Below are 14390 nucleotides of genomic sequence, written 5' to 3'. Positions count from 1 at the left end.
AATTTAAAACTACGATACTACTCACAAACTTCAAACTTCTATTGATTTAGTTGCCGAATCATACTACGTGTATAGCCCCCAATTTTCTTTGTCAAACCATCGACTATTCTAATACTTATGGCGGTAAATACTATACCCATAAACATTACAAAGAGTGACTTGGCAAAAGTATCTATTTGTATAAATATAATATTCATATCGATGTATCGATACAGTAGTGGTGTCAACAGGAACATAAGTGGCATTACGTAAAAAATGATTGCACTAATGAGACTGAAAATGCCAATCGTAAATTTCTGCATTAGCCAATAGACAGCACACCAAGTGCGACGATCTGTTAGCACTAATTTCACCTGAGACCAGTTCGATGTATCCATTGTTATACTTCTATCGTAAGAGTCTGTTGAAATATCTGTATAAATTTTCGTCTGTATGCGCTCGAATTGGATAAAGGGTGTGGTAGTCTGTAGTACGCGTATAACTAGTGGAATCCCAACAACAGTAAATGAAAGGGTTAAACTAAATAGCAGAGCTATTAGGTAAAAACAAAAATAAAACAATCCTGTACCGAAAGTTAGCAATAAAAAATAACCATTCTGGATGAATCTTGATTTCATAAAGTTCATCGCTCCTATCTGTGTAATAACCGAATCATACTGCTTTTTTTGTCATTCTCACTAGTGTAAAAGTGTCATATGACAGTTCTAAATGATGTTAAAAAGGGGAGAGCAGCTTACTTCTGGTTAAAAAAGATGCTTTTATCCCGCTATTTACTGGGCAGTAAGACTCCCACCTCAAAATTCAGCGTTAGGTGGGGGGCGGGCTGCCGGTAAACGCACGATTGGTGAAGGCTAATAATCAGTGGGGGATGAACAAAAACCTGCTGATTAAAGTTTCACTTTATTACTCCTCCACAAAGCAATCCCGTTCTTACATCTGCAAGAACGGGATTGCTTTGTACTTTTATTTAATATGAGATGGACTTGTTTTTCGAATATGAAAAATAATATCAAATTGCTCAAGCAATGAAGTATCAAAATACACCGAACTGTTCGGGAGGATTTGTCCCCCTATACTTAGTAATGGTCTTTTTGCTTTAACCCATTTTTCTGCTTGTCCTTTAAGGTGACGGTTATCCAATAAAAACATTTTATATGGCACTTTTCCGAGAGTATAATTGAAACTTTTTACATCTTGTGGAATAGTGTCTGTTGTAATCTTACCTCCAGTGGAAGGATCATATTCGCTGTATAAGGTAAAATTCCCCTCCGTAGTTGTACTACCAATTGTGACATAATTATTGTCTAAACGTTCCTTCAAAAACTGCCCCGCAACATAAGGGTATAATTTCTCATCGATAATTCCTTTAGCTATATGAATATTGTGTGCCCATACCATCGTTTTACCACCAAATGTCTCTTGTGCCCACATTGCATGATCGGCCAAGTATTGTTCATGTAGTTTTATTATACTTGGATAGTCGTTAGGGAGTAGCATTGTGGTAAATTTCTCTATTGCACTTGCCGTTGCTTTCGCCCAGATGTACTCGGATGGAATTATTTCTGTGTTGGCTTGTTCATTCTCATCTTTTAGTAATCGGGCTACTCTCTCAGCGTTTGCTTTAAACTTCTCTTTCCTTTCAGGAGCAAGTTTCATATATTCCTGTATACTTCCAGTAAAAGAAGACAATTCTTTATAATTTTCTTCTACTTCTGCCAGCAAATCTGGTCGATGCAGCCTTACATAATCAATTACTTTATTAAAGCTACCTTGGTCCAACGCCTTTAAGTCGAGCCCAATAAATTGGATCTTTTTTTTATTGGATGGATCAGCATTATAATCTTTCATCCACTCAATCATGGCTATAATTTCATCAGTAGGATATAACAATTTTAAAAATTCCCTAGGGTTTCCTTTTCCTGTTTGGATATATTCATTTAGTTTTAAGCCGTTTCCCCAATCTTCTTCCATTGCAAAATTCGTAAAACCCATTTCAGTAACCAAATATTTCACAAGGTGAAACTTCATAGTAAAAATTTCAGAGCTTCCATGAGTATTCTCTCCTAATCCTACATATTGCGCGTTCCCAATCATTTTCTTAAGTGGTTTTAAATCTTCAAATGGTTTTGACGGCTCTATCGTTTTTAATGGGTTAGCCTGTGATTGTATTGATTTAACTATATTTTTTTGGACTGATTGACCTGAATTTTCGACTGCTACAGTTTGAGCGTTTCCTACTTCCGCGCATCCTGTGACTAATAAAGCTGTACTAACCATTGCAATCATTCTTTTCTTATTCATTTTTGCCCACCTCAATTGAATTATTTTTATAAACAAGATTGATTCATGTACTTGCACGAATCAATTGCCTTAATTTAATTGTTATTTATTCCATATCATATTTTCTAGTTACATATTGTCATAAGATTAATTGACACAAGTCATAGGTTAATCATTACACTTTTGTACTATCGGCTATGACAGTTTATAAATAATAATTAAATTGTTGAATCGCAAGTAAGACTAGATTATGAATTTGGGAGGGATTTTAAAGATGAATGATCTGTATGTCAAAATATTTTTATTCTAAGTTGTAGCTGTTGAAATGACAGGAAGTAAATTTGATAAACAAATGAATAAAAGGGGAAGGGGGGATTACAATGTTATTACACGGAGAAGCATTCCACAATAAAGATAAAATCCAACGTGCTAAAATAGGACTTCAACTCTTTCTAAGTATCTTAACCATTACTTCTATTATTCTAAATGTAGTAGTAATGATTACTAAAAGTATGCCGCTTATTGTGGTATATATGTTTACCCCAGCATTTTCTTCTATTTTGACTCGCATAATATTGAAAGAAGGGTTTAAAGATGTATCTTTTAGTCTCGGTAACTTAAAGATATGGAAGGGGATTGGTTTTGCGCTGTTAATACCTATGATAATATGTGGAATTACTTATTCTATCGCCTGGTTTAGCGGACTTGCGAGGTTTCAGCCCCCGCAAGGTGGTATGCTAGAACCTATTTACAATATACTTGGATTTCAGTATCTACCGATACCATTAAGTTTCATTTTTATAGTAGTATTGAGCGGAGTTTTAGGTAGCTTGCTTAACTTAATTCCAGTTATGGGAGAAGAAATGGGTTGGCGAGGTTATATGCTTACAAGACTAATCGATGCAGAGTTTTCACGCCCAATCCTTATTAGCGGATTGATTTGGGCAACGTGGCATGTTCCAATTGTTATAGCTGGTCTATATGTAGAGGGAACATCGGCCCTACTTTCAGTACTTGGCATCTATTTTTGTATTGTGCCATTTAGTTATATTACAGCTTATTTACGACTTATCACAGGTAGCGTTTGGCCTTCGGTTATCATTCATACTACTTGGAATGCCATTATTCAAGGACCTTTCGCACGTGCAAGTACAGGAGATCAAACTGAGATTTGGATTGGAGAATCTGGTTTGATAACCGCTATTATTATCTTGGCTACTGCAATAATTATGTCTCGAATCGTAAATTTTACTAAATAGCATACGGATGTGTTTTAAATTCAATTAGTGTAATATGACAAGGTTGAAATAAGATGCTCCTAAAAATATTAGAAAAAATCTAGTTGAACGGACTCTTACTTAATCTTAGGCTGCTGGATATATGGAAGGCATCAAGCTAAGGGGTTAATTTATAAAAATAAACTTGATTGTCATAAAAAAATAATGTTTTTCATTTAAAGGCTATGAGATGAAATTTCATCATCTTCATCACATTAGACCTTCAGGAAATAAAAAGTTAAACGATTATACAAATACTCTAACTGAAAAAACGATAGTCCTTTTATCAAAAATGTAGAAGGACTATCGTTTATTTTTTTAACAAAATTAGGGATTGATGTTCATGAAAATGGATAATATAATTCGTATTTTACGTAAAGAGAAAAATTTCCCCCTAGAATATTAAGCTAAATATCTTGGTGTGACGGTTAATTTAAGTTTCACTTTATGACTTGTAAAGGGCTGTTCAATGCATCGTACTATTAAAAAATCTAAATTAAATCATTAAATTGCGATAAAATGTGGTCGGAAATAATGAAATTTTAGGAAAAATAAGGTACACTAGTCTATGATTTTAGTTGAAAATCGTTTGACGTTAATGCATACGGGGGAAAGATTGATGAACAACAATACAACAAATGAATCAGTTGAAGAAATTGATCAAAAACGAGTAAGATCAAAAAAACGTTATACAAATTGGAAGTTTATCGCAGCGGGTATTGGTGTAATTGCACTTCTTATTGGGGGAATGAGTTATTATCAGGCAACTCACTTCAATTCGAATGTTACAATTAATGACACAAAAGTTGGTGGTCTGAGCGCTGATCAGGCAATACAGAAATTAAAGACATCTGGACTAGCAAACAAAGTCTATGTTGATCAACAACAAATTTTAGATGAAAAAGATACAAAAACGGAACTTACGGAAAAAGATTTGCCTCAAGTTAAGAAACTATTAAAAAGTCAGTGGACATTTTTCCCTTCCTCAAAGGGAGAAAATTATTCATTGCTACCAGAGAAGGCAGATCAGTATCGTAGTGAAACGATGAAAAAACTTGTAGAAGAAAAGCTCATCTCTATGAATGAGAAATTAAAAGCGCCTCAAGATGCTATGGCGAAGCTAGAACAAGGAAAAATTGTTATTTCGAAAAGTGTTGAAGGAAAACAGTATGACGTTACTAGTCTACTGAAAGATTACGATAAGCAAAAATATAAAAGCGAAATTCATCTGAAGTCTGCATACATAAAACCTATTAAAGAAGACGATCCGATTGTCAAAAAAGAGGAGAAAGCACTACAGAATCTTCTTGGACAGTCTGTTGAGTATAAAGTGCAGAATGAAGTTTATCCTTTAAAAGCAAAAGATTTAATTCAAAATGCTTCTATGTCAAAGGATATGAAAGTTACAATTGACGCGAGCGACATTAAGAATAAAATTACTGAAATTAATAATGCCAAATCAACATTAAATAAAGATTTCTCATTTAAAACGCATTCTGGTTCAGTCATATCAGTAAAAGGGCAAGGCTACGGCTGGGCACTAGATGTTGAAAAAGAAACTAAACAAGTTCAACAAGCCTTTGAGAAAGGCGAAAAGTCGCTTTCTGCTTCTAACATTCACGGAAATGGTTGGGAGAAGGAAGGTATCGGTTATAAAACAACAGCGAATAATGGCATCGGAGACACGTATGCGGAAGTTTCAATTGCAGAGCAACAAATTTGGATTTACAAAGATGGAAAATTAGTCGTTACAACAAATGTAGTAACTGGTAAACATAGTACTGGTGAAGATACATCACCAGGTGTGTGGTACGTCCTATATAAACGAACACCATATACGCTAAGAGGTAACGCAGTAGGAAAAGCTGATTATGCGGTTAAAGTAGATTACTGGGTTCCATTCACAAATAGTGGTCAAGGATTCCACGATGCCGGCTGGCGAAAAGACTGGGGAAATAATGCTTATTTAACAGGAGGATCAGGTGGATGTGTGAACCTTCTTCCTAATGTTGCAAAAACTGTATATGATAGTTTGAACACGTATGATCCAGTTATCGTGTACTAGAAAATAGCTACGTATCAAGAAATAAACAAAGCAGGAAATCTTATCTGATGGTATATGAAAAAACACCTCTTGCATTCGCATACTAAGTGTGCAAATGCAATGGAGGTGTTTTTGTTTGAATACAAGAGTGTATTGCTTATAAGAAACAAAGTAGAAAGAGATTAAGAATAAGTATTCAAATAATCAATAAAATTGACAATGAATATCATTTTCACTTAATATAGAATCGTCGCATTTAATTAGACATGAATTTTTTGTTAATATAATAGATTTCTATTAAGTTGTCATATTTACGAACTATCATTAAATATTTTAAGAATTTAAACGTAGGAAAGGGTAATATAAAATGAACTGGAAAAAAGGCGGATTATGGGTTATTATTTTTTTCGTTGTAAAAGGCACGATTTCTACACTTTTAATCGTTACAGGTGCTAAATATTTTGATTTATCATTTATGCAACTTATCTTATTAATTCTGACCTTATTAGTGATTTCTCTAATAAGTCGTAAATTGCTCTATAGACATAAACAAAACAAAAAGCAAAAAGAGCTAAATATATAATGAAGCCCCAGAGACCATTGGATTTCTGGGGTTTTATTTTGATAGTGTTTTCGCATGTATATTAATTTAACAGAATAGGTTGTCCAAAATGATAAAATCGATGATGTTTAAAATGCGTCAGTTATTTTTACATAAGGATTGTAGAGAGCCTTTGAATCAATCTTTATTCTGAAGCGACAGATACGTATAAATTATGCTCTTTTTTCAATTGGTAGTTTAAATGTAAAAGTACTGCCTTCTCCTAATTTACTTTCAACCGTAATTTCTCCTCCATGTAGTTCGACAATCCATTTTACCATCGACAATCCTAAACCTGTGTTTCCGATGTTTGAAGATGTTCGTGCTGCGTCAACTCGATAGAAGCGGTCCCATATTTTAGTAATATGTTGCTCGCTGATGCCGATGCCATTATCGGAGACTTTACCTATTATGTTGGTTTCATCACGGAATAGTTGCATATTCACAGTTCCACTCGCTTTGCTATAAGCAATCGCATTCGTTAGTAAATTCATTAATAAACGCATCATCAATGTTTGATCGGCTTTAATAAATAGGTCTTCCTCTATATTAGTTGTTATTTCAATCGAATTTTCTTGAACCATTAATGAAAGTTCTTCTACAACGATTTCCGTTAATTCACTCATATTGATACATTCAAATTGGAAAGTATTATGATTTCCTTGGTCAGCTCTTGCTAATAATAAGAGTTGTGAGATTAGAGCGGACATTTTACGTGATTGCTTTAAAATTACTTCTAACGATTCTTCCATTTCTTTCGGGTTATTCCTCTGCGATAAAGCGTATTCGCATTGTGAAATAATAACAGATGTTGGCGTTCTTAATTCATGAGATGCGTCAGATGTAAATTGTTTTTCACTTTCAAATGATGTCTCCAATCGCTCAAACATTTTGTCAAAGGTTTGTGCTAAATGATACATTTCGTCTTTCGGTGAACCTTGTAAATTAATTCTCTTCGAAAGGTCTTTACCATCACCAATTTTACTGGCGGAATCACTCATTTGTTGCACAGGTCGAAACGCCCTTTGCGTGATAAAATATCCTCCGAATGCCGCAATAAGAATAAGTAATGGGAATGAAATGATTGTTACCACGATAAGCGTATTCATCGTTGAGGATAATTGGTTCATAGTCATTATTCCACGAACCCAGACTTGCTCATCGCCGCCTGCATTATGGAGAAAATCATATACTATCCATTCTTTATTGCCGTCTTTAATGGTTTGTATTTCATCGGATTTAAGGGATATCTTTTTATTAAAGCTTGTTGGACTATGTCCTACCAACAGCTCACCTTGTTTACTATAAATGCTTATATTTACTCCATCTTCTAAGGTTTCAAAATCATCGTCAATCTTTAACTGCCCATGCTTATATTCGATATCTTCCATGCTTTCTTTTACTGTGCTCTTCAATTGATCTTTCATATTAAAAAGTAAAACTTTATCTGAAGAAGTTAAAATAAAAGCTAACACGAGTGCCATAATAATTACAATTAGCCCCGTATACCACAGGGTCACTCTCATTTTTATTGATAGTCTTTTCATGGTTCTACTCGCAATACGTAACCAGTTCCGCGCACTGTATGAATTAACTTCGTTTCAAACTGGCTATCAATTTTTTTACGAAGATAGCGGACGTAAACATCAATAATATTCGAGCCGCCTTCATAGTCGTAATTCCACACATGTTGCTCAATTTTATCTCGTGTCAGCACAACTTCTTTATTACGAATCATATATTCTAAAATAGCAAATTCTTTACTGGAAAGAGTGATAACTTGGTCTCCTCGTGTTACTTTATGCATATTGCAATCTACCACTAGATCAGCGATTTCAAACACATTCGATGTATTTCCTGTTTTTCTTCGCATTAACACTCGAATTCTTGCTAACAGTTCGTCAAAAGCAAACGGCTTTACTAAATAATCATCCGCACCTAAGTCGAGTCCTGTTACACGATCATCAATTGTATCTTTAGCTGTAAGAAGCAAGACAGGAGTTGTATTATTGTCCGCGCGTAATCTTTGTAATACTTGTAAACCATCTATTCCTGGAATCATAATGTCAAGTACAATCAAATCGTAGGTAGCCATGTTTATATAATCCAGGGCATCTTCTCCATTCCCACATGCATCGACACTATAATGTTCTGCATTTAATCGTTTTACCAATATATTTTGTAAGTCTTGTTCATCTTCGACAATAAGAACTCGCATTAACATTCTCCTTTTCTTCTTATTAATATGTATCACTATAATTCCGAAACATTAAAGAAAGATTAGAAACTAGTTAATTATATCATTTTATCCCGTATTAACGGGTAGTAAGACTCCTCCCTCAAAATTCGGCGAATGCGAGGGGGGAGTCGGGCTACTTGTAAAAGCCTTCACTTTATTTTTTTGTACATTAATCTTCCTTTAATGTTTGTTGAGTAATATAAAGGCAAGGATAAGGTGCACATGTAAAGGGAGGAAAACAGAATGGGAAAATGGATGCTGATTGGAGCAATGTCTTGTGTATTGTTAACAGCTTGTTCTACTCAAGCTGATAACAATACACAAGTACAACAACTGAAAGTGGAAAATGATAAATTACAAAAAGAAGTTGCTCAATTACAACAAGAACCAAGCAAAATAGGGCCTGCTACGAATGATACGAAGCAAACACAAGATTTCAAAAACGAAGTCACATCTATTGTAGAAAAGGCAAATAACACGAAACCAGTTGGAGCAAAAGAAGAAAACCTAAATACGTACTTAGCAGTAAAAAAAGAAATTGACCAACTGGATGACAAGATAGATCTATCTGATAATCAGCTAGAAGCAGATTATCACGCTGGAACGATAACTGTTGAACAATATCAAACGCAAGAAAGAGAACACGATATACTGGAAGATCAATTAGAACAAGCAGAAAATGCACTTGAAGCAAGATTTGGAATAGAGGATTAATCATTAAGGAGTGGATGGAAATGTTAAAACATAAAAAGAAAATAATGATAAGTGTAATTGCTATTTTAGTAAGTGGTATTGCTATTATTAGTGGATATTATGGCATGGGTTACAATTATGCAAAAAAGAATGAAAACTACACAGAGAAACAAGTTCGTGAAATTTCTTTAGCTCATACAAATGGAGAAATTATTAATGTGAAAAAAGAATTCGAATTAGAAGATGACAACTTAGCACAATCAAAATTTGAATATGAAGTGGAAATCAAGACACCTGATAATCTGTTAAATATTTTAAAAGTTAGTGCAAGGACAGGTACAATAGAAATTGATAATGAAGATTAAATAAATATCGCGTATTTGAAAAAACTCCGAACAAAATTTGTTTGGAGTTTTTTCATGTTTATACTTTACTATTTTGAAATGTGGAAAATCTTCATACTTCTACAATCTATATAAATGGCTTAAACTTCACATCTTATGAATTCCTTGAACAGCTAAACTTAAGCAAAATAATGAACTATCCTATAGAAGAAAGTTGAGGGAGCTAATCGCATATGTTTTATTGAAAGGATGTGATTGAATTATGGAACGGCCAAATTGGGGAATTGGAGGATTAGAATTCGTTGGCTGTATGTTTCTTGGTGGAGGAGTGGGATCTATGTTAGGTAATGCCCAAACTGGATGGCTAATAGGAATGGGCATTGGATTTCTTGGGATGGCTTTAACGAGACTGTTCAGAAAATAATGTAACTGAGATTCTTCTTCTGGTAAATAAGGAAATATGTAAGTAATTCATGGCATAAGAGTTCTATAAATTATAGTTCGAATTTTCTCTTTTGTATTTGTCTTTTCTAAATTTCTCCATACATAGATAAGATTCTCAAGTCGGAGGATAGCACCTTAGGGTGTCTTTTTTATGCTTTTTAAAAATGTCTTATCATATAATAGCTGAGTTTTGCTTTCAGTCTCCGATGCCCATTAAACATAAAATGAAAATTCTGCACCATTTAAACTCTGATAACAATTCATACGATCAAGAATAATTGAGCTAATAGCTCTCGATAGATTGTCATCATTTTTTTTATAATACATTAGATTCATTACCGTTTCAGACCTATGTATTCATTCATAACCTAACAGTAAAAGGGGGAATGATTAAAGGTATGGCGTTTAATGATGAATTAATTTGTCAACAGTTTGCAAGAATTATCGGCGGGCAAGAAGGATTCGCCGGTGGGAAATGCGTGGCAACAATAAACAGGGATGAAATACGAGCAACAATCTTGGGAAAACGTTTTAGAGTAACAACTTCCTTTTCATTCGAATCACGAGACAATAAAACTGGACGAGCATTATGCCTAGGCCGAGTAGCACTCTTACAAAAAGAAGTCACTGAATTTGTGGCGATAATTATTAAACAAGGAATAATTGTTTCGTCTATACACAATGAGTGGTTATGTGATGATCCAAATTTGATTTACGTTAATATCGAAGACGTTGATGATCCACTAAATTTTGCAAGAAAAGTGAGAAGAGCGTTATGCATGTAATCAATTTCTTTAGTTAAACGAGTGATTATATTAAATTGAAAAGTGCAGCGTGTTGGATGGTTTTATAAAACGAAAGAAGGTGTTTCATATTTGGAATGCCTTTTCTTTATGTTTTCGTTACTAATGCGGGTGGTTAACTGATTATATGCTGTTTATCTTGCAACAGCAAGAACTGGACGAGGTATCTTTAAAGGTATTTGACTATTTGTAGATACCATATTTTATCAAATGTTATTAGCATATCATAAAACGACAGAGGAGAAATCGCCAGAGAAATACGTCAAATTAGTCATTCCTTCTATAATCTAAGGGGGGGCGATTTTGTTTTCGAAAAATAATAGGTAAATCATTTGACAATTAAAATAATCTACTTTATTATATGTGCCATAGCATATATATGGTGAAACAAATACATTCATTGTGAATGATTGACTGGTATGCTATATCCTTTTATATCTTAATTTATAGAGGTGATATATGAACTTACATGATTTAATAGGCTATCTTGTTCATCGTACTGATGTGAAAATGACCAATTATTTTACGAAGAAATTAAAGCCTTATGGAGTTACGCCAGAGCAGTGGGGGATTATTAGTGTTCTTTGTAGCCAAAGGAGCACTACTCAAAAAGAGTTGGCGGAAGCTATTGATAAAGATCAAACTACTGTTGTTAGAATGATACAGTCAATGGAGAGAAAAGGGATTGTAAGGAAGGCTTTGAATGACCAAGATAGGCGTTCACATAACCTTTTTTTAACTGAAAAAGGTGACGAGTTAAAGAAAACAATCTTGCCTGTAGTGAAAGACGCTCACCATTTCGTTACGAGTAATTTGAGCGAGGAAGAAATTAAAGTATTACAATCGTTATTAAACAAATTGTATGATACACGCTATTAATATTTGTTCCTTATTGATGCTATGCTATTCATAAGGAACAAACTTTGTTTTAGGTATTATATGTGCTATAGCATATAATTTTTGTTTGTTTGGACGAATGGAAAGATAACTTTATTTTGTATCATATCTGATTCAGGTTAACTTTTTTGCCTAGTACCAGTCAAATTCCCGCATTATATATGCTATAGCATGTAATTTTCAGCCCTTTAATATGGAAAAGGGTAATGTAAATGGAAGCGACTTCCATACTGGTAATCTCAGGAAATAGGGTAAAGGTAGTGACTACTACCTGAACAATACTGAGTTTTTATCAAATAATAAGAAAGGTGTGATTACTATTTTAATTTTCATCAATATTGTAAAAGTAGTGTTGTTTCTGTTCTTTTTAATGACAGGAATGAAAATTATATCCGGGAAAATGGCAGATGAGTTCAAACGATTTGGTTTACCTTCGTTTTTTAATTTCTTAACTGGAGTTTTTGAGATTGTAGGAGCGATTGGAATGTTGATAGGAATCTGGATTCCAGTAGTAGCTTTATGGGCAGGATTGTTATTAGCTGGTACGATGCTTGCAGCCGCATTAACTCTAATTGTATTAGCGAGAGATCCTTTTAAGAAAGCAATACCTGCGCTTGTTTTGTTTGTCCTTAGTTTAGGGGTAAGTTTGTATCATATTTTTTAAACATAACTGAAAACTATTAAACTTTCACTTTATGCGTTCAAGTTACTATCGTTTTGTGATTATGTTACAAATAGGGGGATTCTCCAATTAGTGCTTGAATAATAATAGCAATACGAATTTAGACATTACGATCATTCGGATCATAATCAGTAAAAGAATGGCAAGAATTTTATATTAAAAATAGGAGTGAGTGAAAATGGCATATTTATTACAAGTTGATTTTCCGTTTGAAGGTCCTTTTGGTGAAGAAATGGAAAAAGGATTTTGGGATTTAGCAAATAGTATTAACGAAGAAGAAGGATTCCACTGGAAAATATGGACTGAGAATGAAGAAACAAAAGAAGCTGGAGGCATTTATGTATTTGAAGAAAAACAAGATGCTGAAAAATACGCGGAAATGCACAAGAACAGACTTGAAGCAGCTGGTGTTAAAGATATTAGAGTAAGAATTTTTAACATCAATGAAAAGTTAACTAAGTTGAATCGTGGTTTTATTAAATAATTCCGACAGTCGGAGCAAGCGTAAAAAGGAGGGGGATAATCCCCTTCTTTTTTTAATTCTTAAATTGATGGTGAGGGGGCTCGCATAAAAAATAATCAATTATAAAAGTAATTTTGAACGTAAGGAATTTGTAAGGAAGAGGTAAGAAAAAAGAGATTTTCCTTGTGTAAGATGAAAATGTAAAGAAGAGTGAGAGGAGAAAAATACTATATATTTCTATAAAAAACAAATCAATTAATAAGACTTGTTTGGAGGAAAAGAGACATTACAGATTCAATGTCGTCCTTTTGCAGTGGGGTAAGAAGAAAGCTGTGTGATTAGTTCCAAACAGCAAATAACCATTTATACAATATGAATAGGGGAGAGGAATATTTTGATGAAAAAGCATCGCCAAATTACATGTACAGGTTTAGCCCTTTTAATAACTGGAGGTTCCCTGTTTTATACAACTCCAACCTCAAGTGTAAAAGCGGAGTCCATTCAAAATGTATCTAGTTCGTTACAAACAAGCACCCAAAGAGATCATAATTCCGTCAAAGAGGCAATGCGGGATACATTGAAACTAGGATATCCAGGGATACTTGCTAAAACTTCTGAGAGTGGAAAAACATGGAGTTATGCGGCTGGTGTAGCTGATCTGAGTACTAAGAAACCAATGAAAACAGATTTTCGTTTTCGAATTGGCAGCGTGACAAAGACGTTCACTGCAACAGTTATACTTCAATTAGCAGGAGAAAACCGCTTGAATTTAGACGATTCTATTGAAAAATGGTTGCCTGGTGTCATTCAAGGAAATGGATATGATGATAAACAGATTACTATCCGGCAATTATTGAATCACACAAGTGGTATCGCTAATTACACAAGGTCAAAGGATTTTAATATGATGGATACAAAAAAATCTTATACTGCTGAAGGATTAGTAAAGATGGGAATATCCATGCCTCCAGATTTTGCTCCAGGAAAGAGCTGGTCGTATTCAAATACAGGATATGTATTACTAGGAATTCTTATTGAAAAAGTAACTGGGAACAGCTATGCGGAAGAGATTGAAAATCGAATTATTGAACCACTTGAATTAGCGAATACATTCTTACCTGGAAATTCAAGCGTCATTCCAGGAACCAAGCATGCCCATGGATATATCCAATTAGACGGAGCAAGTGAGCCAAAAGATGTTACTTATTATAACCCAAGTATGGGGAGCTCGGCCGGAGATATGATTTCTACAGCTGATGATTTAAACAAATTCTTTTCTTATTTACTTGGGGGCAAGTTATTGAAAGAACAGCAACTAAAGCAAATGCTTACAACAGTCCCTACAGGAACAGATGAACTTGGCGATTCCGGGCTTGGAATTTTCAAAATGAAGCTTTCAAACGGTGTATCGATATGGTGGCATGGAGGAACCATTCCTGGCTTTTTAACTTTTGCTGGAGGCACACTTGGAGGCAAGCATACATTGGCAGTCAATTTGAACAGCCTTAAAGCTGATACTCCTGATCCTTTTAAAAATATTTTACTTGCTGAATTTAGCAAGTAGTCTAAAAGTAAAAACGGGTAAAATTTATCATAGTTTCATAGTTACACAAATGAATGATG

15 protein-coding genes are annotated in these 14390 nt (G+C 34.2%); 11 read left to right on the top strand and 4 right to left on the bottom strand.

Features of this window, described 5'->3' with window-relative positions:
• Positions 1–38: 38 nt before the first annotated feature.
• Both ACUN13_RS18205 and ACUN13_RS18200 read right to left on the bottom strand, forming a co-directional pair.
• A complete protein-coding gene (locus tag ACUN13_RS18205; RefSeq protein WP_071731931.1) occupies positions 39–617 on the bottom strand; it encodes a sensor domain-containing protein in 579 nt (192 codons plus the stop codon).
• A gap of 346 nt (positions 618–963) precedes the next feature.
• Positions 964–2301 carry an erythromycin esterase family protein gene (locus ACUN13_RS18200; RefSeq protein ID WP_257115515.1) on the bottom strand — a complete coding sequence of 446 codons (1338 nt, stop codon included), beginning with the start codon at positions 2299–2301 and terminating at the stop codon, positions 964–966.
• 359 nt (positions 2302–2660) lie between these two features.
• Here ACUN13_RS18200 and ACUN13_RS18195 point away from each other — a divergent pair, with 359 nt between their 5' ends.
• The 3 genes from ACUN13_RS18195 to ACUN13_RS18185 all read left to right on the top strand — a co-directional run bounded on the left by ACUN13_RS18195 (position 2661) and on the right by ACUN13_RS18185 (position 6184).
• On the top strand, positions 2661–3539 hold the full coding sequence (locus tag ACUN13_RS18195) for a CPBP family intramembrane glutamic endopeptidase (RefSeq protein ID WP_069358111.1): 879 nt from the start codon (positions 2661–2663) through the stop codon (positions 3537–3539).
• A 637-nt stretch (positions 3540–4176) separates the two neighbouring features.
• Complete coding sequence (locus ACUN13_RS18190) at positions 4177–5622, top strand: L,D-transpeptidase family protein (RefSeq protein WP_025686866.1); 1446 nt, start codon at positions 4177–4179, stop codon at positions 5620–5622.
• 346 nt (positions 5623–5968) lie between these two features.
• Positions 5969–6184 (top strand): hypothetical protein, encoded by a 216-nt coding sequence (locus ACUN13_RS18185; RefSeq protein WP_001104104.1) that lies wholly within the window; start codon positions 5969–5971, stop codon positions 6182–6184.
• A 191-nt stretch (positions 6185–6375) separates the two neighbouring features.
• Here ACUN13_RS18185 and ACUN13_RS18180 read toward each other — a convergent pair whose 3' ends face one another.
• A complete protein-coding gene (locus tag ACUN13_RS18180) occupies positions 6376–7749 on the bottom strand; it encodes a sensor histidine kinase (RefSeq protein ID WP_060851931.1) in 1374 nt (457 codons plus the stop codon).
• Positions 7746–8420, bottom strand: a complete 675-nt coding sequence (locus ACUN13_RS18175; RefSeq protein ID WP_001264525.1) for a response regulator transcription factor — start codon at positions 8418–8420, stop codon at positions 7746–7748. The genes ACUN13_RS18180 and ACUN13_RS18175 overlap by 4 nt, the downstream gene beginning before the upstream one ends.
• Before the next feature lie 264 nt (positions 8421–8684).
• Between ACUN13_RS18175 and ACUN13_RS18170 the strand changes: the two genes are divergently transcribed.
• The 8 genes from ACUN13_RS18170 (at position 8685) to ACUN13_RS18135 (ending at position 14331) form a co-directional block, all read left to right on the top strand.
• Positions 8685–9155 (top strand): hypothetical protein, encoded by a 471-nt coding sequence (locus ACUN13_RS18170; RefSeq protein ID WP_100650541.1) that lies wholly within the window; start codon positions 8685–8687, stop codon positions 9153–9155.
• Between the two features lie 20 nt (positions 9156–9175).
• On the top strand, positions 9176–9499 hold the full coding sequence (locus ACUN13_RS18165) for a PepSY domain-containing protein (protein WP_000912138.1): 324 nt from the start codon (positions 9176–9178) through the stop codon (positions 9497–9499).
• A 241-nt stretch (positions 9500–9740) separates the two neighbouring features.
• Entirely contained in the window at positions 9741–9902 is a 162-nt protein-coding gene (locus ACUN13_RS18160; protein ID WP_257115514.1) for a hypothetical protein, read from the top strand.
• Positions 9903–10308: 406 nt separating this feature from the next.
• Positions 10309–10707, top strand: coding sequence for a DUF1259 domain-containing protein (locus ACUN13_RS18155; RefSeq protein ID WP_257115513.1), 399 nt, complete (start codon positions 10309–10311; stop codon positions 10705–10707).
• Positions 10708–11184: 477 nt separating this feature from the next.
• Positions 11185–11604 (top strand): MarR family winged helix-turn-helix transcriptional regulator, encoded by a 420-nt coding sequence (locus ACUN13_RS18150; RefSeq protein ID WP_001048567.1) that lies wholly within the window; start codon positions 11185–11187, stop codon positions 11602–11604.
• A 331-nt stretch (positions 11605–11935) separates the two neighbouring features.
• Positions 11936–12286 (top strand): DoxX family protein, encoded by a 351-nt coding sequence (locus tag ACUN13_RS18145; RefSeq protein ID WP_257116094.1) that lies wholly within the window; start codon positions 11936–11938, stop codon positions 12284–12286.
• 196 nt (positions 12287–12482) lie between these two features.
• Positions 12483–12788, top strand: a complete 306-nt coding sequence (locus tag ACUN13_RS18140; RefSeq protein ID WP_000323764.1) for a monooxygenase — start codon at positions 12483–12485, stop codon at positions 12786–12788.
• Positions 12789–13164: 376 nt separating this feature from the next.
• Entirely contained in the window at positions 13165–14331 is a 1167-nt protein-coding gene (locus ACUN13_RS18135) for a serine hydrolase domain-containing protein (protein ID WP_257115512.1), read from the top strand.
• Positions 14332–14390: the final 59 nt, after the last annotated feature.

The sequence above is a fragment of the Bacillus cereus group sp. Bce041 genome, from assembly GCF_052646455.1.
This window is presented reverse-complemented; position numbering and strand designations above follow the sequence as displayed.